Genomic DNA, 22,108 nt, shown 5'->3' on the forward strand with positions numbered 1-22,108 from the left:
GGGGGTCGGTCCTGCGCTATACTGCGCCCGCTTCGACTACGCCTTACAAAAATGAAACTCATCGGCTCGCTTACCAGTCCTTACGTGCGCAAAGTGCGCGTCGTCATGGCGGAAAAAAAGCTGGATTACAAGCTCGAGCTCGAAAATGTCTGGTCCGCGGATACGCAGATCCAGCAATACAACCCGCTGGGCAAGGTTCCCTGCCTGGTGATGGAAGATGGCGGCGCGCTGTTCGACTCGCGCGTCATCGTCGAGTATCTCGATACCCTGTCTCCCGTGGCGCGGCTGATTCCGCAGTCCGGCCGCGACCGCGCGGCGGTCAAGTGCTGGGAAGCCATCGCCGACGGCCTGCTCGACGCCTGCGTGACGATCGTGCAGGAAAACAAGCGACCGGCCGCCGAACGCAGCGCCAGCTGGATCGAGCGTCAGTACGCCAAGATCCACGCCAGCCTCGACGCCATGAACAACAGCCTCGGCGACAACGTGCATTGCATGGGGGTGAACTACACCCTGGCCGACATCGCCGTGGGCTGCGCCCTCGGCTATCTCGACCTGCGCTTCGCCGAGCTCGATTGGCGCGCATCGCAGCCCAACCTGCTACGTCTGCACGAAAAGCTGAGCGCGCGCCAGTCGTTCATCGACACGCTGCCGCCCAACACCTGATCTGAACGACGCAGGGCGCTCGCGCCCCGTGATGCAAAACGCCCCGGACGCCGCAATGCGGGATCCGGGGCGTTTTGCATGGGGCCTCAGGCGGGCCGGGCAGCCCCACCTAGGCGGCCCCACCTAGGCGGCCCCACCCTCACCCACGGCGCGCCCGTGGGCGCGCCGCCGCCTCGTCAGGCAAATGCCTGCCAGGCCTTGAACAGCATGTAGGCCGCCAGCGCGAACAGCAGGAAGGCGAACACGCGCTTGAGCGTGACCACCGGCAGGCGATGCGCCATGCGCGCGCCGAAGGGTGCGGTCAGCACGCTGGTGCAGATCAGCGCCAGCAGCGCGGGCCAGTAGATGAAGCCCAGCATGCCGGGGCGCGAGATTTCTTCGTTCAGGCCCGAGATGATGTAGCCCACGCTGTTGGCCAGCGCAATGGGAAAGCCCAGGGCCGCCGACGTGGACACCGCGGTATGCAGCGCCACGTTGCACCACACCATGAACGGCACGGACAGAAAACCGCCGCCCGCCCCGACCAGACCCGACAGGAAGCCGATACCTGCGCCGGCCGCCGTCGTGCCGACCACGCCCGGCATCTGCCGGGTGGGCTTGGGCTTCTTGTTGCGCAGCATGCTCCAGCCCGAGTAGCCGACGAAGATCGCGAACACCAGCGAGAGCCAGCCCGTATTGAGGGCGGCGAAGACCGCGCCGCCGGAAATCAGGCCGCCGATGATGATGCCGGGCGCCATCGCCCCGACGATCTTCCAGTTGATCGTGCCCTTCTGCTGGTGCGCGCGCACGCTCGAGACGGACGTGAACAGAATCGACGTCATGGAGGTGGCGATCGCCACGTGCACGACCAGATCGGGCGCCATGCCCTGCCAGGTAAACAGCATGGTCAGGAACGGCACCAGCAACATCCCACCGCCGATGCCCAGCAAACCTGCAGCAAATCCCACCAGCGCGCCCAGCGCCAACAGGCAAATCACCAACGTCACATCCACAACCTTCCCCTCTCTATCGATTTATGAAAATCGGGGCCCGCCATCGCTGGCCGGCCCCTTGGAACCTGTCGGTCTTCCCCTCGAAGACCGGCATTGCAACATCGCAGCCACCGTCGGGTGGCCACGCGTCAGGCGATGATGCCACCGCCCAGACAAACTTCGCCATCGTAAAGCACCGCGGATTGCCCGGGCGTGACGGCCCACTGCGGTTGCGCGAACTCGAGCGTGAATCCCTCGCCGTCGGCCTGCGCCAGCTGGCACGCGGCGTCGGTCTGGCGATAGCGGGTCTTGGCGCCGAACCCTCGCGCCTCGGGTGCGTGTCCCGCCACCCAGCTCGCATCCTGCGCGTTCAGGCGGCTGGACAGCAGCCACGGATGATCGTGCCCCTGCACCACATAGAGCGTGTTGTTCTCGAGGTCTTTGCGCGCCGAGTACCAGGCGTCTGCCGTGCCGTCGTCGCGCTGGCTGCCCTTCACGCCGCCGATGCCCAGGCCCTTGCGCTGGCCGAGCGTGTAGAACGACAGGCCGTGATGCGTGCCCACGCGCTTGCCCTCGGGCGTCAGAATCGGACCCGGCGCCGTCGGCAGATAGCGATTCAGAAACTCGCGGAAGGGCCGCTCGCCGATGAAGCAGATGCCCGTCGAGTCTTTCTTGGCGGCATTGTGCAGGCCGATCTCGTGCGCGATGCGCCGCACCTCGGTCTTGTGCAGCTCGCCGAGCGGAAACAGCGTGCGCGACAGCTGCGCCTGGTTGAGGCGATGCAGAAAATAGCTTTGATCTTTCGAGGCGTCGAGCGCCTTGAGCAACTGGTATTCGGTGCCCTGCCCGCCGGCCGCCTCGACCGCGCGCACGCGCGCGTAGTGGCCGGTGGCGATGTGCTCGGCGCCCAGCGCCATGGCGTGATCCAGGAATGCCTTGAACTTGATCTCGGCATTGCACAGCACATCCGGGTTGGGCGTGCGGCCCGCCGAGTATTCGCGCAGGAAGTCGGCGAACACGCGGTCTTTGTACTCGGAGGCGAAATTGACGAACTCGAAGTCCACGCCCACGAGATCCGCGACGCTCGCGGCATCGAGCAGATCCTGGCGGGTGGAACAGTATTCGGAATCGTCGTCGTCTTCCCAGTTTTTCATGAAAAGGCCGACGACCTCATAGCCTTGTTGTTTGAGAAGCCAGGCCGTGACCGACGAATCGACCCCGCCCGACATCCCGACCACGACGCGGCCTTTCTTGGTGGAGGTATGAAGCATGATGACTCTATTTTAGTGCGATGGCGTCCGTGGCGGCCGGCACGGGCTCGGCCGCGCGCGACACCTCCATCAGCCAGGCCCGGAATGCCTGCAGCGTGGGCAGGTTGGCCTTCTGCTCCGGGTAGCACAGGTAGTAGCCCTGGCGCGCCCGGATGGGCAGCTGAATGGGCACGACGAGCTTGCCGTCGCGCAGCTCGTCCTCGATCAGACAGCGCGGAATCAGCGCAATGCCGAAGCTCGCGGCCGCGGCTTGCGACAACAGCGAGTATTGATCGAAGCGGGCGCCTTCGAGGCTGCGGCGCGTGTCGCAGCCGGCCTGCTCGAACCACTCGAACCAGCCCTCGAGCGCCGAGGTGTGGTGCAGCAAGGGATAGCGCAGCAGGTCGGCCGCGTCGTCGCAGCCCTCGGCAATGAGACGCGGACTGCACACGGGCACGATCTCGCGGCCCACGATGTAGTCGGCGCCGCTGCCGGGCCAGATCCCCTCGCCGAATCGCACGGCCGCATCGAGCTCGGGCGTGGAAAAGTCGTAGCCCTGCCGGTGCGGCATGAATTCGACGTGGATATCCGGACGCAGGCGATTGAAGGCGATCAGCCGCGGAATGAGCCAGCGCGCGCCGAAGGTCGGCATGGCGGTGAGGTTGAGCGTGCCGCCGCGCCCCTGGTGGGCGATGAGCTCGACGGTGGCGGCCTCGATCTGCGACAGGCCCGCCTGCACCTTCTTCAGATAGCTGCGGCCCGCCTCGGTCAGGACCAGCCCTTGCCTGATCCGCAGGAATAGCTCGACACCGACGAACTCTTCCAAATGTTTCACTTGTTTGCTCACGGCGCCCTGCGTCACGCAGAGCTCCTGGGCGGCGCGGGTAAAACTGCTATGCCTGGCAGCCACTTCGAAGGCCTGCAGGTCGGTCAGCGAGGGACAGAATCGACGCATACTTCGCAATACCGCCAGATTTGCTTACAGCTCTGGCATGAGTAAAAGGAATAGCTTACGGAGAATCTTTCGTTTGTGCAAACCAGGGGCACCTTTCAGAATCGACAGGTTTGCTTATGCATCCGAACTAATTTCCTACAGGGGAAACTCATGCAACGTCGCAATGTCATTCTGGGCCTGTCCCTCGCCGCTGCTGTCCTGGCCTCGCCGTTTGCCGCCGGTGTCGCCCACGCGCAAGACAGCTATCCGAACAAACCCATCCGCCTGATCGTGCCCTTCCCGCCGGGCGGCACCACCGACATCGTCGGCCGCCTGTTCGCCGACAAGCTGACCAAGGAACTCGGTCAGACCGTCGTCGTCGAGAACCGCGGCGGTGCCGGCGGCTCGATCGGCAGCGCCTTCGTCGCCTCGAGCGCGCCCGACGGCTACGTGCTGGGCATCGCCACCGTCAGCACGCACGGCATCAACCCGGCCATCTATCACAACCTGCCGTTCGACGCCGAAAAGGACTTCAGCCCGATCTCGAATCTGGCTGCCGTGCCGAACGTCATGACCGTGAATCCGAAGGTGCAGGCCAAGAGCATGGCCGACTTCGTCGCGCTGGCCAAGAAAGAGCCGGGCAAGCTGACGTACGCCTCGGCCGGCAACGGCTCGGTTTCGCACATGATGGGCGAAATGTTCAAGATGGCTTCGGGCACCGATCTGATGCACGTGCCTTACCGTGGCGTGGGCCCCGCGCTGAACGACACGCTGGCCGGCCAGGTCGACGTGCTGTTCGACAACCTGCCCTCCTCGCTGCCGCACATCCAGCAAGGCGCCCTGGTCGCGCTGGCCGTGGCCGCGCCCCAGCGCGTCGCCGCGCTGCCCAACGTGCCGACCTTCGCCGAAGCGGGTCTCACGCCAGTGAATGATTCGTCGTGGTTCGGCCTCGTGGCCCCGGCCAAGGTGCCCGCTCCGATCCTCGAGAAGCTGCACGCCGCCGTCGTCAAGGTCAGCGCCGAAGACGACGTGAAGAAGCGCCTCGAAGGCCTGGGCGCCGCGCCCGTGGCGAACACGCCGGCCGAATTCGCGCAGCAGATCGCTACCGAAATCGCCAAGAACAAGCGTATCGCCAAAGAAGCCAACGTGAAGATCGACTGAGCGATCGGGTCCCCGCCCCCGGGCGGGGACCATCACCCCTTTTCGTAGCACCCGTTTCGTCATGCCTATCATCAAGCCCCTGTCTTACCGACTCGATTCGCCGCAGAACTACCCGGACGCGCCGCTCTGCGCACCGCTGGTGCTGGACTCGCCGCACAGCGGCACGACGTACCCGCCGGATTTCGCGCCCGCCGTCGGCTTCGGCGCCCTGCGCACCGCGGAAGATACGTGGGTGGATGATCTGTGGGGCGATGCGGTGGACCTGGGCGTGCCGCTGCTTGGCGCCTCCTTTCCGCGCGCTTACATCGACGCCAACCGCGGCGCCGAAGAAATCGACCAGCTTCTGCTCGACGAAGCGTGGCCCGATGCGATCAGCGAGTCGCCCAAGGTGCGCCTGGGCAAGGGCCTGATCTGGCGCATGCTCGACGACGGCACCCCGCTGTACGACCGCAAGCTGTCGGTGGCCGAAGTGCGTCATCGCATCGAAGCCTGCTGGAAGCCTTACCACGCGCAGCTCGGCACCCTGCTCGACAAGGCGCACGCGCGCTTTGGCAAGGTATGGCACATCAACTGCCACTCGATGCCCAGCGTGGCCGGCGCCTACGCGACCGACAAGCCCGGCCTCGTGCACCCCGACTTCGTGCTGGGTGACCGCGACGGCGCGACGAGCGACCCGGCCTTCCGCGAGTTCGTCGCGGCCTGGTTGCGCGAGCGCGGCTACAACGTGACGGTCAACGATCCGTACAAGGGCGTGGAACTCGTGCGCGCCTTCGGCCGCCCCGCCGAAGGCCGCCACAGCCTGCAGATCGAGATCAACCGCAAGCTGTATATGGATGAAGTGTCGCTGCAACCCAGCGAAAACTACGTTCGTCTTAAAAACCATCTGCGCGAACTGACCATCGCGCTGGTTGACTGGACGCGCGCGCAGACGGCCTGACGCCGGACGTTCTGCACGCACGCGATGCCGCGGCCACGACCGCGCATCGACCCCACGCCCCTCGCGCCGCAAGGCCGAGGGGCGTTTTTTGTCGCCGGGCCGCCCCAAGACAAAAACGCCCCCTCGGGGGGCAGCAAGCCGAAGGCGCAGCGTGGGGGCATTTTTTGTCGCCGGGCCGCCCCAAGACAAAACGCCCCCTCGGGGGGCAGCAAGCCGAAGGCGCAGCGTGGGGGCATTTTTGTCGCCGGGCCGCCCCAAGACAAAAACGCCCCCTCGGGGGGCAGCAAGCCGAAGGCGCAGCGTGCGCGATGCCGCCCCTCGTGTATAACTACGCTCACCCTTCGAGGAGGAGCGTCGATGCAGATCGGGATACCTAAAGAAACCCGAGACGGGGAAACCCGTGTCGCCGCCACGCCGGAGACGGTCAAGAAGTACGTCGCCAGTGGCCATGCAGTTGTAGTCGAACACGGCGCGGGTCAGGCCGCGCATTATCCGGACAGTGCATTCGAGACTGCCGGCGCCCGCCTCGCCGATGCCGCACAGGCATTGGGCTCGGAGCTGGTTCTCAAGGTGCGGGCTCCGGATGCCGCCGAGCTCGCGCGAATGCGCAGCGGCGCGGTACTCGCCGGTATGCTCGACCCGTTCGATGCCGAACAGCTCCAGCGGCTCGCCGCCGCCGGGCTGACGGCCTTCGCGCTCGAAGCCGCGCCGCGCATCACGCGCGCGCAAAGCCTGGACGTGCTGTCGTCACAGGCCAACCTGGCGGGCTACAAGGCGGTGTTGCTGGCCGCCAACCAATACGGCCGCCTCTTTCCGATGATGATGACCGCGGCGGGCACGCTCAAGGCTGCGCGCGTGGTCGTGCTCGGCGCCGGCGTTGCCGGGCTGCAGGCCATCGCCACCGCGCGCCGGCTCGGCGCCGTGGTCGAGGCCTCCGATGTCAGACCCGCCGCGCGCGAGCAGATCGAATCGCTGGGCGCGAAATTCATCGACGTCCCCTACGAAACGGACGAAGAGCGCGAGATCGCGCAAGGCACGGGTGGCTACGCCCGCCCGATGCCGCCCGCCTGGATGGCGCGTCAGGCCCAGCGCGTGGCCGAGCGCTGCAAGGATGCGGACATCGTCATTGCGACCGCGCTGATTCCGGGTCGGCCGGCCCCGGTCCTGCTCACGGCCGAAACCGTCGCCTCGATGAAGCCCGGTTCGGTGGTGGTGGACCTGGCGGTCGAACGCGGCGGCAACTGCCCGCTGTCCGTGAAGGGCGAGGTCGTGCAGGCGCACGGCGTCACGCTGATCGGGCTCACCAACCTGCCCGGCCTGCTGCCCACCGACGCGTCGGCGCTGTATGCCCGCAATCTGCTCGACTTCGTCAAGCTGATTGTCGATGCCCAAGGCGCGCTTGCGATCAAGCGCGATGACGAAATCGTTGCGGCCTGCCTGATGTGCGAGGGCGGCCAGGTCTTGCGGAGGACCTGAACATGGAAGCCATCAGCCCCACCCTCATCAACCTGATCATCTTCGTGCTGGCGATCTACGTCGGCTACCACGTGGTCTGGAACGTCACGCCGGCCCTGCACACCCCGCTCATGGCGGTGACCAACGCGATCTCCGCCATCATCATCGTCGGCGCCATGCTGGCCGCCGCGCTGACCGAAGGCGGCCTGGCGCGCGCGATGGGCGTGCTCGCCGTGGCGCTCGCCGCCGTCAACGTGTTCGGCGGTTTCCTGGTCACGCGCCGCATGCTCGAGATGTTCAAGAAGAAGGAACGCAAGCCCGCGCGGGAGGGCACGCAATGATCTCTCTGAACCTCGTCACGCTTTTCTATCTGATCGCATCGATCTGCTTCATTCAGGCGCTCAAGGGCCTGTCGCATCCGACCACCTCGCGCCTGGGCAATGCCTTCGGCATGGCGGGCATGACCATCGCCGTGCTCACCACCGGCGCGCTCATCCACAGCCTGTCGGGCGGCGGTCCCGCCGCGCTCGGCCTGGGCTGGGTGGTGCTGGGCCTGCTGATCGGCGGCAGCGTCGGCACCCTGATGGCCCGCCGGGTCGAGATGACCAAAATGCCCGAGCTGGTGGCCTTCATGCACAGCATGATCGGTCTGGCGGCGGTGGCGATCGCGGTGGCCGTGGTGGCCGAACCGCACGCCTTCAACATCGCCGCGCGCGGCGCGCCGATCCCGACCGGCAACCGCTTCGAACTGTTCGTCGGCACCTTCGTGGGCGCGATCACGTTCTCCGGCTCGGTGATCGCGTTCGGCAAGCTGTCGGGCAAGTACAAGTTCCGGCTGTTCCAGGGTGCGCCGGTGGTGTTCACGGGCCAGCATTTCGTCAACCTCGCCCTGGCGCTGGCCATGCTGGGCTGCGGCTTCTGGTTCATGGCGACGCAGGCCTGGCTGCCCTTCGTGCTGATGACGCTGCTGGCCTTCGTGCTGGGCGTGCTCATCATCATTCCGATCGGCGGCGCCGACATGCCGGTCGTGGTGTCCATGCTCAACAGCTATTCCGGCTGGGCGGCGGCCGGCATCGGGTTCTCGCTCAACAACCCCATGCTCATCATTGCCGGCTCGCTGGTGGGCTCGTCGGGCGCGATCCTGTCGTACATCATGTGCAAGGCGATGAACCGATCGTTCTTCAATGTGCTGCTCGGCGGCTTCGGCGCGCAGGCGGGCACGGGCGGCCCGGCCGGCGATGCGCAACAGCGTCCGGTGAAGTCGGGCAGTGCCGAAGACGCCGCGTTCCTGCTCGCCAATGCCGAGAGCGTCATCATCGTGCCGGGTTACGGTCTGGCGGTGGCGCGCGCACAGCATGCCCTGAAGGAACTGGCGGCCAAGCTCACCGAGAAAGGCGTGACCGTGAAGTACGCGATCCATCCCGTCGCGGGCCGCATGCCGGGCCACATGAACGTCCTGCTGGCCGAGGCCGAGGTGCCCTACGATCAGGTATTCGAGATGGACGAGATCAACGGCGAATTCTCGCAAACAGACGTCGCCCTGATCCTCGGTGCCAACGACGTGGTGAACCCCGCCGCCAAGAACGACCCGCAATCGCCCATCGCGGGCATGCCGATTCTCGAGGCCTACCGCGCCCGCAATGTGATCGTGAACAAGCGTTCGATGGCGGCAGGCTATGCGGGGCTGGATAACGAGCTGTTCTACATGGATGGCACGATGATGGTCTTCGGCGACGCCAAGAAGGTGCTCGAAGACATGGTCAAGGCGGTGGAGTAGACCGCCCGCGACGGGCGCCGCCGGTAGCTTATGCCGGCGCGCCGCCCGCGCCGGCGCTGCGCGAACGGCCGGGCGCCCCGGCCTCCGCGCCGCCCAGATGCGCGCGCAACTGTCCCGGCGATACCCCGTAATGGCGCCGGAACGCCGTGGCGAAATTCGCCGGGCTGTTGTAGCCGGCCAGCCAGGCCGCCTGCGCCACGGTCACGCCGTCGCGCTCGAGCGCCACCCGCGCGCGCTGCATGCGCGCCTCGCGCAGAAACTCGAATACCGTGCAGCCCCAGGCCGCGCGGAAATGCCGCTGCAAGGTGTTGGCGCTGACGCAGGCCTGCAGCGCGATCTGTTCGAGCGACATATGGTCGGCCGCCCCGCTCTCCAGCAGATCCCGCACGCTGCGCATGCGTAGCCAATCGCGCTTGCCGAGTCCCGAGCCTGCCTGCGGCGAGGGATCCGACGCCTGCCCGAGCTGGCTTGCCGCCTCGACCAGCAGATCGAAGGCGCGCGACCGCAGATAGAGCCGCGTGGTCGCGGCATCCAGCGCCGGCGGCCGCAGCATCTGCTCGACGTTGGCCAGCGCCTGGGCCGAGGGGGTCCAGGTGCGCGTGGCAAGGTGGGTCCGTGCGAACGCGACGATTGCGCTGTCATCGCCGAAGTGGTCGGCGAGCCAGGTGGCGCCGAAGGCCAGATCGACGGTGCGCTCGACATCGCCGCGCCGTGACTGGCGCGAGAACGTCGCGGGCTCGTGCAAGGCCATCATCCACGCCGTGATCGGCGCGCCCCGTCCGGGACCGGTGGGCAGCGCGCGGCAGGCGATCGCCATGTTGGCGTAGCCCCCGATCGTGAAGCCCAGCCGCAGCGCCGGTTTGAGCGTGGCCCTGACCGTGCTGCCCTGCACGTCACGCACGTCGATCCGATGCGCGATCAGCCCCGGTTCGAGCGCGGTCACGTCGAACACCCCTTCGAACACCGGGCGATCCTCGCCGGGGACGGTCAGGTAATGATCGGCGGCGGTCTGGCGCACCAGGGTATCGACAGTCGAGCAGGACACCGGCGCGGCATGGTCGCGCGGCCGGTCGGAGAGCGCGGTCGGCAGAGACATGGACATCGAACGGAAGTGCGGGATATGGCGCCGGCGCAAAGACGGTTGGTTTCCGCACAAAGCTGAGCCGCCGCGTTCCCTGACAGAATCATGAAAAATCAAACGGTATTAAAAATCATTCCCAACTAAATAGCAAATCGCCGGCCCGCCCTGGCGCCGATCACGCCTGCGCCGCCGCTTTGCACCGCACATGGAGTTTCCTCGTATGTCTTGCCGGTATCCGCTGCACTACGCCAGCGCCGCCCTCGTCATGGCCTGGTCCGGCCTCGCCCATGCCCAGGCCACCCAGATCCAGGATCCGTCGCAGATCCAGGAGATGGCCGCGGTGCAGGTGCTCGGCACCGCCGAAGAAGAAGTGAAGGAGTCGCTGGGCGTCTCGGTGATCACGGCCGAGGAGATTGCGCGCCGTCCGCCGAGCAACGATCTCTCGGATCTGATCCGCCGCGAACCCGGCGTGAACCTGACCGGCAACAGCGCCAGCGGTGCGCGGGGCAACAACCGCCAGATCGACATTCGCGGCATGGGCCCGGAGAACACCCTGATCCTGATCGACGGCAAACCCACGTCCTCGCGCAATGCCGTGCGCTACGGCTGGAACGGCGATCGCGACACGCGCGGCGACACCAACTGGGTGCCGGCCGAAGAGGTCGAACGCATCGAAGTGATCCGTGGCCCGGCCGCCGCGCGGTATGGCTCGGGTGCGATGGGCGGCGTGGTCAACATCATCACCAAGCGCCCCACCGACAAGCCGTCGGGCTCGATCACGTATTACCTGAACCAGCCCGAGGACAGCAAGGAAGGCAACACCAATCGCGTCAATGTCCGCCTCGCCAGCCCGTTGAGCGAGAGCCTCTCGATGCGGGTCTATGGCAACTACAACAAGACCAACGCCGATGCCCGCGACATCAACGCCGGCCGCGCCGCGGCGGGCGCCAACGGCACGACCAGCACGGCCGGACGCGAAGGCGTCATCAACCAGGATCTGAACGCCCTGTTCTCCTGGAAAGCCAACGCGCAGAACACGTTCGACCTGGATCTGGGTTACAGCCGCCAGGGCAACATCTACGCCGGCGACACGATGAACAACGCCAACAGCGACTTCAGCGACAGTCTGTATGGCGACGAAACCAACATCATGTACCGCGAGAACTACGCGCTCACGCATCGCGGCAGCTACGACTGGGGCACGACGCGCGCCTCGCTGGGCTACGACTACACGCGCAACTCGCGCCAGCAGGAAGGCCTGGCCGGCGGCCCCGAAGGCGCGCCGACCGACCTCGGCTTCGCCACGGCCCGACTGAAGAACTGGCGCGGCGCCGCCGAGGCCAACGTGCCGTTCCATCTCGGCTTCGAGCAGGTGGCGACGGTCGGCGTTGAATGGCTGCGCGAGAGCCTGGACGACCCCAGCGGCCTGCGCCAGACGTACACCGGCGGCACCATCGGCGGCACCAGCGCCGAGGGCCGCGACTCCAAGACCAAGCAGAACAGCTACGCCCTCTTCGTCGAAGACAACATCGAGCTGAGCACGCGCGCCATGCTGACGCCCGGCGTGCGCCTGGACTACAACAGCGAGTTCGGCAGCAACTGGAGCCCCAGCCTGAACGCCTCGTACGCGGTCACGGACGCGTTCAAGATCAAGGGCGGCATCGCGCGCGCCTACAAGGCGCCGAACCTGTACCAGTCCAACCCGAACTACCTGCTCTACAGCCGCGGTCAGGGTTGCATTGCCGCCGAGACCAACACCAACGGCTGCTACCTGGTGGGCAACGCGGATCTGTCGCCGGAAACCAGCGTCAACAAGGAAATCGGCTTCGAGTACGACCCGGGCACGTGGCGCACCAGCATGGCGTACTTCCGCAACGACTATCGCAACAAGATCGTCGCCGGCACCGACATCGAATACCGCCTGACCAACGGCGCGCGCGTGCTGCAGTGGACCAACAGCGGCAAGGCCGTGGTCGAGGGCTTCGAAGGCAATCTGTTCATCCCGCTGGCAAGCACCCTGGACTGGAACACCAACTTCACTTACATGATGCAGTCCAAGAGCAAGAGCACGGGCGAGCCGCTGAGCGTGATTCCGAAGTACACGATCAACAGCACGCTCGACTGGTTCTACACGCCGCAGCTGTCGTTCCAGGCCAACGTGACCTACTACGGCAAGCAGGTCGGCCCGAGCACCAACGTGCGCACCGGCGCGACGCTCACCGACGGCGGCCGCCAGCAGCTCAGCCCCTACGCCCTGGTGGGTCTGAGCGCGGGCTACGAGGTCAACAAAAACCTGCGTTTCCGCGTCGGCGTGAACAACCTGTTCGACAAGCAACTGTATCGTGAAGGCAATGCCGCCAATGCCGGGGCCGCCACGTACAACGAACCGGGCCGCGCCTACTTCGCGACCGCCACCGTGTCGTTCTGACGCAGCGCACGGCGAGGCATGCCCTCGCCGCCCGCCGATGCGCGCCGAGGGGCGCGCATCGGCGTTTTACCGTTTGATGGAGTTGAAGATGCGAGCCCGCGCCGCACTGCTATTGTCGATCCCCCTGCTCGCCGCCGCCGGCGAGGCCGCGGCCCAGCCCGCACGTCAAACCCTCAGCCCCGAGCAGGTGCGCGCACAGCTCGGACGCCTGGGCTTGGTACAGCAAGAGGTGCTGCCGCGCGCGGACGGACTGCGCGCGGTGCGCCTGATGCTGTCGGTACCGCCGGGGCCGGCGCCTGCCAGCGGTTGGCCGGTCGTGTACCTGCTCGACGGCAATGCCGCCATGCAGGCGCTGGCCGAGCGCGACCGCGGCGACCTGACCGCCGGTGTCGTGCTGGTCGGGATCGGTTACGACACCAACGAACGGGTGGACGGTGATGCGCGTGCATGGGACTACCTGCCCGCCCTCCCCGGCGCCGGTCCGCAAGGTGCGCCCGACCCCCGCAACCCGCTGCGACGCAACGGCGGCGCGGCCGACTGGCGCGCGTTCATCGAAAACGAGGTCAAGCCCTGGGCCACGCGCCACGCACCGATCGATCCGGCGCGCCAGACGCTGTACGGGCATTCGTATGGCGGCCTGTTCGTGCTGGACACGCTGTTCACGGCGCCCGGCAGTTTCCAGCGCTTCGTGGCGGCCAGCCCGTCGATGTGGTGGCAGGCGCCTTACATGATGGACCGCGCACGCGAGTACGTGGCGGCGCCCCGCCCGGGCCCGGCGCCCGAGGTCGTGATCATGGTGGGCGATGCGGAACATCTGCGCAAACCGATCCCCGGAGCCCCTACCGCGGAGATCAGGCAGGTGCCCGCGGGTCAGGCGGCCGGGCTGGCCGGCCTGCTGCGCACGCGCGATCCCGAGGTCGCGTACATCACGTTTCCGGGCCTGACGCACGGCCCGATGTTGCCGGCGTCCGCCGAGCGCGCGGTGGAAATCGCCGCGGACCGCCCGGCCACTCAGCCGCGGTAGGCCCGCGCGCCCGGGCGGGTCGCGGCCACCGACTCAGCGCGGCCGCGCGCTCAGGCGCTCGTCGACCACCTCGACCCAATGCCGCACCGGCACCTCGGTGCCGCTTTGGAGGTGGCCGATGCAACCCATGTTCGACGACACAATGACCTCGGGCTCGGTGCGCGAGATCTCGGCAAGCTTGCGGTCGCGCAGGCGGGTCGATATCTCGGGTTGCAGCACCGAATAGGCACCCGCCGAACCGCAGCACAGATGCGATTCGCCGAAGGGCTGCAAGACGAAGCCCAGCTCCGCCAGCAACCTTTCGGACAGCGGCCGCAGGCCTTGCCAGTGCTGCACGGTGCACGGCGGATGGAACGCGGCACGCGGCGCGGGCCCCAGCTGCGCGGCGAGCCGGTCGGCATGCGGTGCCACGATCTCGGCCACGTCCTTGATCCGGTCGGCCAGCTCGGCCGCGCGCGCGGCGTACACCGGCTCGTGCCGCAGGTGGTGGGCATATTCGCGCACGGTCGCGCCGCAGCCCGACGCGTTGATCACGATGGCTTCGACGGCGCCATCCTGCAGCAGCGGCCACCAGGCATCCACGTTGGCGCGCATCTGCTGCAAGGCGTCTTCCTGCGCATCGAGGTGGAAGCTGAGCGCGCCGCAGCAGCCCGCTCCCGGCGCCATGCGCGCGCCGATGCCGATGGCATCGAGCACGCGAATCGTCGCCGCATCGATGCTCGGCATCATGGCCGGTTGCACACAGCCTGTCAGCAGCAGCACCTGGCGCGCGTGCCGGTCGGGGTCGGGCAACACCCCGGCGTCGCGCCGCGCCGGCACCTTGCGCCGCAGCGCCTGCGGCAGGAGGGTTCTGACGCTTTGTCCCACCCGCATCGCGGGCGCGAACAGCGGCGAGGTCAGCCCGCGCCGCAAGAGCCAGCGCCTGAGGCGGTCGGGCCAGCGCCGCTGCACGCGTTCATCGACAATGGCGCGGCCGATGTCCACCAGATGCCCGTACTGCACACCCGAGGGGCAGGTGGTTTCGCAATTGCGGCACGTGAGGCAGCGGTCCAGATGCTGCTGGGTGGCCGCGGTCGGCTCCGCCCCTTCCAGCACCTGCTTGATCAGATAGATGCGGCCGCGCGGGCTATCGCGTTCGTCGCCCAGCACCTGATACGTGGGACAGGTCGCCGTGCAGAAACCGCAATGCACGCAGCGCCGCAGGATGGCGTCGGCTTCGAGCCCCGCCGAACGCTCGCGCGCCCATTGAACAAGATGCGTCTGCATGGTCTAGAGCTCCGGCACCAGACGGCCCGGGTTGAACAACCCGACCGGATCGAATTCTTGTTTGAGCCGCCGCGTGATCGCGGCCACCGCGGGAGACAGCGGATGAAACACGCCATCGGCCGGCGCGCCGCCCGCGGCGCGAAACAGCGTGGCGTGCCCCCCTGCCGCCTGCACCGCGGCACGCAGGGCCGATGGGTCGTGCCGCGCGCTCAGCCAGCGCTGCCCGCCGCCCCACTCGATCAGGGTGGGGCCGAGATTCAGCGCGGGGGCCGTCGGCGGCACCGCCAGGCGCCACAGCGGCACGCCTCCCTGGAAGAACGGATGGGTCTGCTCCCGCAGGGCCAGCCACCAGTCGTTGGCCGCCACCGCGTCGAGCGGCTCGCCTCCGATACGCGCCCGCGCCGCGGTGATTGCCGGCGGCGCGCCCGACAGCCGCACGGCACAGCGGCCGGGCTGGCCCGGCTGCGCGGCCGGCACCCAGCAGGCCGCCGAGATCGGCAGCGGCTGGCTGCGCCAGCGCGCGAACGCGTCGAGTGCCTGCGCTTCGTCCAGCGCCAGACACAGTGTGAGTTCTTCGGCGGGCCGTGGCACGACCTTGACCGATACCTCGAGGATCGCGCCGAAGATGCCGAGCGAGCCGGTCAGCAGACGCGCCACGTCGTAGCCGGCGACATTCTTCATGACCTCGCCGCCGAAGGCCAGCAAACGGCCCTGCGCATCGAGCAGGCGCGCGCCCAGCACGAAGTCGCGCACGGCGCCCGCGGCCATGCGGCGCGGCCCCGACAAGCCACTCGCGACGCAGCCGCCGATCGTTGCGGACGGCTCGAAATGCGGCGGTTCGAATGCCAGCATCTGGTTGTGCTCGGCCAACGCGGCCTCGAGCTCGACGAGCGTGGTGCCCGCACGCGCGGTCACCACCAGCTCCGAGGGCTGATAGTTGATGATGCCCCGGTAGGCCGACATGTCGAGCATGCAGTGGCCATCCTGTGGGGTCACGGGGCGATGATTGCCATAGAACGACTTGCTGCCACCGCCACACACAAACAAGGGCTTGTGGCCGGCGCGCGCCGTCATGACCTGCTCGCACAACTCGGACAGAACGAACTCCATCGCGGCCGGCCTCAGAATCGGGCCAGGTCGGGGAATCTCAGTTCACCGCCGTGCACGTGCATCTTGCCGTATTCGGCGCAACGGGCGAGGGTCGGGATGACTTTCTCGGGATTGAGCAGGCCAGGCGGGTCGAATGCCCGTTTGACGGCCAGGAACGCGTCGAGCTCTTCACGCGAAAATTGCACGCACATTTGATCTATTTTCTCCATACCCACACCGTGCTCTCCGGTCACGGTGCCTCCCACCTGCACGCACAGCTCGAGGATGGCGGCGCCGAACTTCTCGGCGCGCTCGACCTCGTCAGGCTTATTCGAATCGAACAGAATCAGCGGGTGCAGATTGCCATCGCCCGCATGGAAGACATTGGCGCAGCGCAGCCCGAACTCGTCTTCCATCTGCTCGATGGCGCCCAGCACGCGCGCCAGATGGCGGCGCGGAATCGTGCCGTCCATGCAGTAGTAATCGGGCGACACGCGCCCCGCGGCCGGAAAGGCGTTTTTGCGGCCGGCCCAGAAGCGCAGCCGTTCGGCCTCGCTGGCCGACACCTGGCAGCGCGTGGCGCCCGCCTCCTTGAAGATGGCCTCCATGCGCGCCACCTCGTGCGCCACTTCTTCCTGGGTGCCGTCCGACTCGCACAGCAGGATGGCCTGCGCGTCGAGGTCGTAGCCGGCCTGGACGAAGGGTTCGACCATGTGCGTCGCCTGGCGGTCCATCATCTCGAGACCGGCCGGGATGATGCCGGCGGCGATGATGCGCGTGACGGCGTTGCCGGCGGCCTCGACGCTCGAGAAGCTCGCCATCACCACCTGCGCGCAGGCCGGGCGCGGAATGAGCTTGACGGTCACCTCGGTGACCACGCCGAGCATGCCTTCCGATCCGATGAACACCGCGAGCAGATCGACGCCGGCGGCATCGGGTGCTTCGGAGCCCAGCTCGACCACCTCGCCGTCGATCGTGATCATGCGCACGCGCAGCACGTTGTGTACCGTGAGGCCGTACTTCAGGCAGTGCACGCCGCCGGAGTTCTCCGCGACATTGCCGCCGATCGAACAGGCGATCTGGCTAGAGGGATCCGGCGCGTAATAGAGACCGTAAGGCGCGGCGGCTTCGGAGATCGCGAGGTTGCGCACGCCGGGCTCCACCGTGGCGGTGCAGGCCCGTGCGTCGATGTGCTTGATGCGGTTGAACTTCGACAGCCCCATGAGCACGCCCTGTGCGTGCGGCATCGCGCCCCCGGAAAGCCCGGTGCCCGCGCCCCGTGCCACCACCGGCACGTTCATGCGCTTGCACAGCTTCATCACCGCCTGCACCTGCGCCTCGGTTTCGGGCAGGACCACGGCGGCGGGCAAGGCCCGAAACAGGGACAGCCCGTCGCATTCGTACGGGCGGGTATCTTCTTCACGGTGTAGCACGCAGTGCGTGGGCAACACCTGCTGCAGGGCGCGCACCAGCGATGCGGCGGAAAACGGCGCCTGCGCGTGGCTCAGGCCAGATTCGACCAGGGAGTTCATGAAGGAACGATAACAATCCCCCCTGCTTCGCACACGCCGGGATTTACCCGCAGGGGGCCGCACGCGACCCGCCCGCCGCACTCCGCGCGACCGCGCGCGCGCACGGCTCACGGCGTGGCGCAAAGCAAATGGCCGGCACCGCTCGCGCGGTGCCGGCCAGAAATTTGTGGCCCTCAGGCAACGGATGGCACGGATGCCACGCCGATCACCAGTTGATGATCTTGCCCGGATTGAGGATGTTGTTGGGGTCGAAGGCATGCTTCAGGCTGCGCATCAGGGCCAGCGCGTCTTCGCCATGCTCTTCGGCCATGAACTGCATCTTGTGCAGCCCCACGCCATGCTCGCCCGTGCAGGTGCCATCGGCCGCGATCGCACGGCGCACGAGATTGTGGTTGATCACCTCCGACTCCTGCCACTCTTTCTCGCTGTCGGCATCGAGCAGCATCAGGACGTGGAAATTGCCGTCGCCCACGTGACCGACGATGGTGTACGGGAAGCTGGCGGCGTCGAGCTCGTCGACGGTCTCGCGCACGCACTCGGCCAGGCGCGAGATCGGCACGCAGACGTCGGTGGTGCTGGCGCGGCAGCCGGGGCGCAATTGCAGGCCCGCGAAATACGCGTTGTGGCGGGCCGTCCAGAGGCGGTTGCGATCCTCGGGACGCTCGGCCCACTCGAAATCCATGCCGCCGTGTTCGGCGGTGATGGCCTGCACGGTCTCGGCCTGCTCCTGCACGCCGGCCGGGCTGCCGTGGAACTCGAACACCAGCATGGGCGATTCGGTGAGGGTGAGCTTGCTGTACTGGTTGACCGCCTTGACCGCCGCGCTGTCCATGAATTCGACGCGCGCCACCGGCACACCCATCTGGATGATCTCGATCACGCTCTGCACCGCATCGTCGAGCGAGGGGAAGTTGCAGATCGCGGCCGACACGGCCTCGGGCTGCGGATACAGCCGCACCGTGACTTCGGTGATGATGCCCAGCGTGCCCTCGCTGCCCACGAAGATGCGGGTGAGGTCGTAGCCAGCGGAAGACTTGCGCGCACGGCCCGCGGTGCGGATCACGCGGCCATCGGCGGTGACGACCGTGAGCGACATGACGTTTTCGCGCATGGTGCCGTAGCGCACGGCATTGGTACCCGAGGCGCGGGTCGCGGCCATGCCGCCCAGGCTGGCATCGGCGCCCGGATCGATCGGGAAGAACAGGCCCGTGGAACGGATCTCTTCGTTGAGCGCCTTGCGCGATACGCCGGCCTGCACCGTGGCGGTGAGGTCTTCGGCATTGACCGAGATCACCTGATTCATCTGGGACAGGTCGAGGCTGATGCCGCCCTGGATGGCCAGCAGATGGCCCTCGAGCGACGAACCCGCGCCATAAGGAATCAGCGGCACATGATGCTCGTTGCACAGGCGCGCCACGAAAGCGACCTCGTCGGTGCTCTGCGCGAACACGACCGCGTCGGGCAGCATCGGCGGATACGGCGACTCGTCGGTGCCGTGATGCTCGCGCACGCTCTCCGACACCGTGAACCGCTCGCCGAACTTGTCTTTCAGCGCATCGAGACAGGCGGCGGGCACGGGACGGCGCAGCGTTTCGGGGTGCAAGGGAGCGTTCATGGCAGCTTGAATGAGTGGAAGGGAATCCTGCGATTCTACGCCTGCGGGCACGGCGGATCGGCATCGGCGCCCGCTTCCCGACCCAGGGACAACCCTAGGTCGGGACGGAAGCGATCACTTGCCGGTCGTCATCGTCACGCGGCGGCGCTCGCGCACGGCCTGCGCCAGACGCTCCAGCACCTGCACGGAAGCATCCCAGTCGATGCAGCCATCGGTGATGCTCTGGCCGTAGGTCAGCGGCTGGCCGGGAACCAGATCCTGGCGGCCGGCCAGCAGGTGGCTTTCGATCATGATGCCGACGATGCGGCCGTCGCCGCGCTCGAGCTGGCGGGCCACGTCGTCGGCCACCTGCGGCTGATTCTCGGGCTTCTTGCTGCTGTTGGCGTGGCTCGCGTCGATCATCAGGCGCTGCGCCAATCCCGATTTGGCAAGCTCCTGGCTGGCGGCCTCGACGCTGGCGGCATCGTAATTGGGCGTCTTGCCGCCGCGCAGAATCACGTGGCAGTCTTCATTGCCGGCCGTCGACACGATGGCCGAATGACCGCCCTTCGTCACCGACAGGAAATGATGCGGCTGCGACGCTGCCTTGATCGCATCGACGGCGATCTTGATGTTGCCGTCGGTACCGTTCTTGAAGCCCACCGGACACGACAGGCCCGAGGCCAGCTCGCGATGCACCTGGCTTTCGGTCGTGCGCGCCCCGATCGCCCCCCAGGCCACCAGATCGGCGATGTACTGCGGCGTGATCATGTCCAGATATTCGCACCCCGCCGGCACGCCTTTGTTGTTGATCTCCAGCAGCAACTCGCGCGCCACCCGAACGCCCTTGTTGATGTCGAAGCTGCCATCCAGATCGGGATCATTGATGAGCCCCTTCCAGCCCACGGTCGTGCGCGGCTTCTCGAAGTACACGCGCATGACGATTTCGAGATCGGCCTTGAGCTTGTCGCGCAGGGGCTTGAGCCGGTCGGCATATTCCAGCGCGGCGCGGGTATCGTGAATCGAGCAGGGGCCGATGACGACGATCAGACGATCATCCATGCCGTGCAGGATCCGGTGCGAGCCCTGGCGCGCGGCGAAAACGGTTTCGGACGCGACGCGGGTGCAGGGAAATTCGCGCATCACATGCGCGGGCGGATTCAGCTCTTTGATTTCACGGATACGAAGATCGTCGGTGTTGTGCGACACGGTAAGGCTCCTGGGTGGTGAACCCGCCAGGCTGACGGCAACAAAAAAGCCGCCAGATCGCTGGCGGCTTTTTCGGGGGATTCTCTACATACTTCAGGTTGAGCGCGTCCCTTCCTCCGCCAGCGGCTTCAGAAAACCAAAAAAATAAAAATAAAAGGCGGGGGACGCGTATTTCATGGCGACAGACTCTAGCACAAAAAAAACCGCGCGTCGCGCGGTTTTTTTGAGCAGGCCGTCCCTCGGGGGGGCGGCCGCGGTGCGGGCCGGGACCGCTTATTCGGTGCCGCCGACGGTAAGACCGTCCATGCGCACGGTCGGCATGCCCACGCCCACCGGCACGCTCTGGCCTTCTTTGCCGCAGGTGCCCACGCCCGAATCCAGCGCCAGATCGTTGCCGATCATGCTGACCCGGTTCATGGCGTCCAGGCCATTGCCGATCAGGGTGGCGCCCTTGACCGGATAGGTCACCTTGCCATCTTCGATCATGTAGGCCTCGGACGCCGAAAACACGAACTTGCCGCTCGTGATGTCGACCTGGCCGCCGCCGAAATTCACCGCGTACAGGCCGCGTTTGACCGAACGCAGGATTTCTTCGGGCTCTTTGTCGCCGGCCAGCATGTAGGTATTGGTCATGCGCGGCATGGGCAGATGCGCGAAAGACTCGCGCCGGCCGTTGCCGGTGGCGGCCGTCTTCATGAGGCGGGCGTTGAGCGTGTCCTGCATGTAGCCTCGCAGAATGCCGTCTTCGATCAGGACGTTGCGCTGCGTGGCATTGCCCTCGTCGTCGATATTGAGCGAGCCGCGGCGGCCTTCGATGGTGCCGTCGTCGATCACGGTCACGCCCTTGGACGCCACGCGCTCACCCACGCGGCCCGAGAACACACTCGAGCCCTTGCGGTTGAAATCGCCCTCCAGACCGTGGCCCACCGCCTCGTGCAGCAGAATGCCGGGCCAGCCCGAACCCAGCACGACCGTCATCTCGCCCGCGGGCGCCGGACGGGCCTCGAGGTTGATCATGGCTTCGTGCACCGCGCGCTCGACATAGCCGCGCATGATGTCGTCGGTGAAATAGGCCAGACCGGTGCGTCCGCCGCCACCCGCATGACCCATCTCGCGCCGGCCGTTGCGCTCCACGATCACCGTAAGCGAAAGGCGCACCAGGGGCCGCACATCGGCGGCCAGGCGGCCGTCGCTGCCCGCGATCAGAACCACGTCGTATTCGGCGCCGAGGCCGGCCATCACCTGGATCACATGCGGATCCTGGGCGCGCGCCATGCGTTCGATGCGCTCCAGCAGCGCGACCTTGTCGGGGGCCGACAGCGTGGTGAGCGGATCGACGTCGTCATACAGGCGCCGCGCGTCGTCGACGGGCCGGTGGGCCGCCACCTTGACGCGGCCGGCGCCGCGGCGCGCGATGCCGCGCACCGTCTGGGCGGCCGACATCAGCGCCTGTTGGGACAGCGAATCGGAATAGGCGAAGGCGGTTTTTTCGCCGCTCACGGCCCGCACGCCCACGCCCTGACCGATCGAGAAGCTGCCGGTCTTGACGATGCCCTCTTCCAGGCTCCAGCCTTCGCTGCGCGTGTACTGGAAATACAGGTCGGCGTAGTCGACCTTGTGGGTGAAGATTTCTCCCAGCGCCCGCGCCAGGTCGGCTTCCGTGAGCCCCCAGGGGTCGAGCAACAGCGATTTGGCAGTGGCCAGGGATTGGATGGCGGGTTCGATCAGTTTCATTGG

General features: G+C 67.0%; 18 protein-coding genes. 8 read left to right on the plus strand and 10 right to left on the minus strand.

The window, feature by feature from the left end; all coding sequences use genetic code 11:
* Positions 1-51: 51 nt before the first annotated feature.
* Positions 52-663 carry a glutathione S-transferase gene (locus CEK29_RS15885; RefSeq protein WP_094858657.1) on the plus strand — a complete coding sequence of 204 codons (612 nt, stop codon included), beginning with the start codon at positions 52-54 and terminating at the stop codon, positions 661-663.
* A 176-nt stretch (positions 664-839) separates the two neighbouring features.
* Here the strand turns inward: CEK29_RS15885 and CEK29_RS15890 are convergent, their stop codons facing one another.
* The 3 genes from CEK29_RS15890 to gcvA all read right to left on the minus strand — a co-directional run bounded on the left by CEK29_RS15890 (position 840) and on the right by gcvA (position 3,839).
* Positions 840-1,655, minus strand: a complete 816-nt coding sequence (locus CEK29_RS15890; protein ID WP_094802001.1) for a sulfite exporter TauE/SafE family protein — start codon at positions 1,653-1,655, stop codon at positions 840-842.
* A gap of 128 nt (positions 1,656-1,783) precedes the next feature.
* Positions 1,784-2,905: a tRNA 2-thiouridine(34) synthase MnmA gene (gene mnmA / locus CEK29_RS15895; protein WP_094858658.1), complete on the minus strand. Its 1,122-nt coding sequence runs from the start codon at positions 2,903-2,905 to the stop codon at positions 1,784-1,786.
* A 7-nt stretch (positions 2,906-2,912) separates the two neighbouring features.
* Positions 2,913-3,839 (minus strand): transcriptional regulator GcvA, encoded by a 927-nt coding sequence (gene gcvA, locus CEK29_RS15900; protein WP_094802005.1) that lies wholly within the window; start codon positions 3,837-3,839, stop codon positions 2,913-2,915.
* A gap of 150 nt (positions 3,840-3,989) precedes the next feature.
* Here gcvA and CEK29_RS15905 point away from each other — a divergent pair, with 150 nt between their 5' ends.
* From CEK29_RS15905 to CEK29_RS15925, 5 genes are all read left to right on the plus strand, one after another.
* Positions 3,990-4,979, plus strand: a complete 990-nt coding sequence (locus CEK29_RS15905) for a Bug family tripartite tricarboxylate transporter substrate binding protein (RefSeq protein WP_094858659.1) — start codon at positions 3,990-3,992, stop codon at positions 4,977-4,979.
* A 61-nt stretch (positions 4,980-5,040) separates the two neighbouring features.
* Positions 5,041-5,916 (plus strand): N-formylglutamate amidohydrolase, encoded by an 876-nt coding sequence (locus CEK29_RS15910; protein WP_094802008.1) that lies wholly within the window; start codon positions 5,041-5,043, stop codon positions 5,914-5,916.
* A gap of 357 nt (positions 5,917-6,273) precedes the next feature.
* The gene (locus tag CEK29_RS15915) at positions 6,274-7,392 is read left to right on the plus strand and encodes a Re/Si-specific NAD(P)(+) transhydrogenase subunit alpha (protein ID WP_094858660.1); all 1,119 of its coding nucleotides are present in this window, start codon (positions 6,274-6,276) and stop codon (positions 7,390-7,392) included.
* Between the two features lie 2 nt (positions 7,393-7,394).
* Positions 7,395-7,712, plus strand: coding sequence for an NAD(P) transhydrogenase subunit alpha (locus CEK29_RS15920; RefSeq protein WP_094802011.1), 318 nt, complete (start codon positions 7,395-7,397; stop codon positions 7,710-7,712).
* The gene (locus CEK29_RS15925; RefSeq protein ID WP_094858661.1) at positions 7,709-9,148 is read left to right on the plus strand and encodes an NAD(P)(+) transhydrogenase (Re/Si-specific) subunit beta; all 1,440 of its coding nucleotides are present in this window, start codon (positions 7,709-7,711) and stop codon (positions 9,146-9,148) included. The genes CEK29_RS15920 and CEK29_RS15925 overlap by 4 nt, the downstream gene beginning before the upstream one ends.
* A gap of 28 nt (positions 9,149-9,176) precedes the next feature.
* On the opposite strand, the gene CEK29_RS15930 is transcribed toward CEK29_RS15925, so the two are convergent.
* The gene (locus tag CEK29_RS15930) at positions 9,177-10,244 is read right to left on the minus strand and encodes a helix-turn-helix transcriptional regulator (RefSeq protein WP_094858724.1); all 1,068 of its coding nucleotides are present in this window, start codon (positions 10,242-10,244) and stop codon (positions 9,177-9,179) included.
* Positions 10,245-10,449: 205 nt separating this feature from the next.
* Between CEK29_RS15930 and CEK29_RS15935 the strand changes: the two genes are divergently transcribed.
* Together CEK29_RS15935 and CEK29_RS15940 are read left to right on the plus strand one after the other, a co-directional pair.
* Entirely contained in the window at positions 10,450-12,657 is a 2,208-nt protein-coding gene (locus CEK29_RS15935) for a TonB-dependent siderophore receptor (RefSeq protein ID WP_094858662.1), read from the plus strand.
* A gap of 88 nt (positions 12,658-12,745) precedes the next feature.
* On the plus strand, positions 12,746-13,681 hold the full coding sequence (locus CEK29_RS15940; RefSeq protein ID WP_094858725.1) for an alpha/beta hydrolase: 936 nt from the start codon (positions 12,746-12,748) through the stop codon (positions 13,679-13,681).
* Positions 13,682-13,714: 33 nt separating this feature from the next.
* Here CEK29_RS15940 and glcF read toward each other — a convergent pair whose 3' ends face one another.
* From glcF to tldD, 6 genes are all read right to left on the minus strand, one after another.
* Entirely contained in the window at positions 13,715-14,947 is a 1,233-nt protein-coding gene (gene glcF, locus CEK29_RS15945; protein ID WP_094858663.1) for a glycolate oxidase subunit GlcF, read from the minus strand.
* Between the two features lie 3 nt (positions 14,948-14,950).
* Positions 14,951-16,057 carry a glycolate oxidase subunit GlcE gene (gene glcE, locus CEK29_RS15950; protein WP_094858664.1) on the minus strand — a complete coding sequence of 369 codons (1,107 nt, stop codon included), beginning with the start codon at positions 16,055-16,057 and terminating at the stop codon, positions 14,951-14,953.
* Positions 16,058-16,068: 11 nt separating this feature from the next.
* Positions 16,069-17,568 (minus strand): FAD-linked oxidase C-terminal domain-containing protein, encoded by a 1,500-nt coding sequence (locus CEK29_RS15955; protein ID WP_094858665.1) that lies wholly within the window; start codon positions 17,566-17,568, stop codon positions 16,069-16,071.
* 205 nt (positions 17,569-17,773) lie between these two features.
* Positions 17,774-19,183, minus strand: a complete 1,410-nt coding sequence (locus CEK29_RS15960) for an FAD-binding oxidoreductase (protein ID WP_094802023.1) — start codon at positions 19,181-19,183, stop codon at positions 17,774-17,776.
* Positions 19,184-19,297: 114 nt separating this feature from the next.
* Positions 19,298-20,371 (minus strand): 3-deoxy-7-phosphoheptulonate synthase AroG, encoded by a 1,074-nt coding sequence (gene aroG / locus CEK29_RS15965; RefSeq protein ID WP_094802025.1) that lies wholly within the window; start codon positions 20,369-20,371, stop codon positions 19,298-19,300.
* 273 nt (positions 20,372-20,644) lie between these two features.
* The gene (tldD, locus tag CEK29_RS15970) at positions 20,645-22,105 is read right to left on the minus strand and encodes a metalloprotease TldD (protein ID WP_094802027.1); all 1,461 of its coding nucleotides are present in this window, start codon (positions 22,103-22,105) and stop codon (positions 20,645-20,647) included.
* Positions 22,106-22,108: the final 3 nt, after the last annotated feature.

This window comes from Bordetella genomosp. 5 (genome assembly GCF_002261475.1).
Taxonomy (GTDB): domain Bacteria; phylum Pseudomonadota; class Gammaproteobacteria; order Burkholderiales; family Burkholderiaceae_B; genus Bordetella.

Coding starts and splice junctions, on each gene's coding strand:
- gcvA (WP_094802005.1), bottom strand. CDS start 3,839: ATGCGTCGATTCTGTCCCTCGCTGACCGACCTGCAGGCCTTCGAAGTG.
- CEK29_RS15905 (WP_094858659.1), top strand. CDS start 3,990: ATGCAACGTCGCAATGTCATTCTGGGCCTGTCCCTCGCCGCTGCTGTC.
- glcE (WP_094858664.1), bottom strand. CDS start 16,057: ATGGAGTTCGTTCTGTCCGAGTTGTGCGAGCAGGTCATGACGGCGCGC.
- CEK29_RS15915 (WP_094858660.1), top strand. CDS start 6,274: ATGCAGATCGGGATACCTAAAGAAACCCGAGACGGGGAAACCCGTGTC.
- CEK29_RS15960 (WP_094802023.1), bottom strand. CDS start 19,183: ATGAACGCTCCCTTGCACCCCGAAACGCTGCGCCGTCCCGTGCCCGCC.
- CEK29_RS15940 (WP_094858725.1), top strand. CDS start 12,746: ATGCGAGCCCGCGCCGCACTGCTATTGTCGATCCCCCTGCTCGCCGCC.
- CEK29_RS15935 (WP_094858662.1), top strand. CDS start 10,450: ATGTCTTGCCGGTATCCGCTGCACTACGCCAGCGCCGCCCTCGTCATG.
- CEK29_RS15930 (WP_094858724.1), bottom strand. CDS start 10,244: ATGTCTCTGCCGACCGCGCTCTCCGACCGGCCGCGCGACCATGCCGCG.
- CEK29_RS15925 (WP_094858661.1), top strand. CDS start 7,709: ATGATCTCTCTGAACCTCGTCACGCTTTTCTATCTGATCGCATCGATC.
- CEK29_RS15955 (WP_094858665.1), bottom strand. CDS start 17,568: ATGAACTCCCTGGTCGAATCTGGCCTGAGCCACGCGCAGGCGCCGTTT.
- tldD (WP_094802027.1), bottom strand. CDS start 22,105: ATGAAACTGATCGAACCCGCCATCCAATCCCTGGCCACTGCCAAATCG.
- glcF (WP_094858663.1), bottom strand. CDS start 14,947: ATGCAGACGCATCTTGTTCAATGGGCGCGCGAGCGTTCGGCGGGGCTC.
- CEK29_RS15885 (WP_094858657.1), top strand. CDS start 52: ATGAAACTCATCGGCTCGCTTACCAGTCCTTACGTGCGCAAAGTGCGC.
- CEK29_RS15920 (WP_094802011.1), top strand. CDS start 7,395: ATGGAAGCCATCAGCCCCACCCTCATCAACCTGATCATCTTCGTGCTG.
- CEK29_RS15910 (WP_094802008.1), top strand. CDS start 5,041: ATGCCTATCATCAAGCCCCTGTCTTACCGACTCGATTCGCCGCAGAAC.
- mnmA (WP_094858658.1), bottom strand. CDS start 2,905: ATGCTTCATACCTCCACCAAGAAAGGCCGCGTCGTGGTCGGGATGTCG.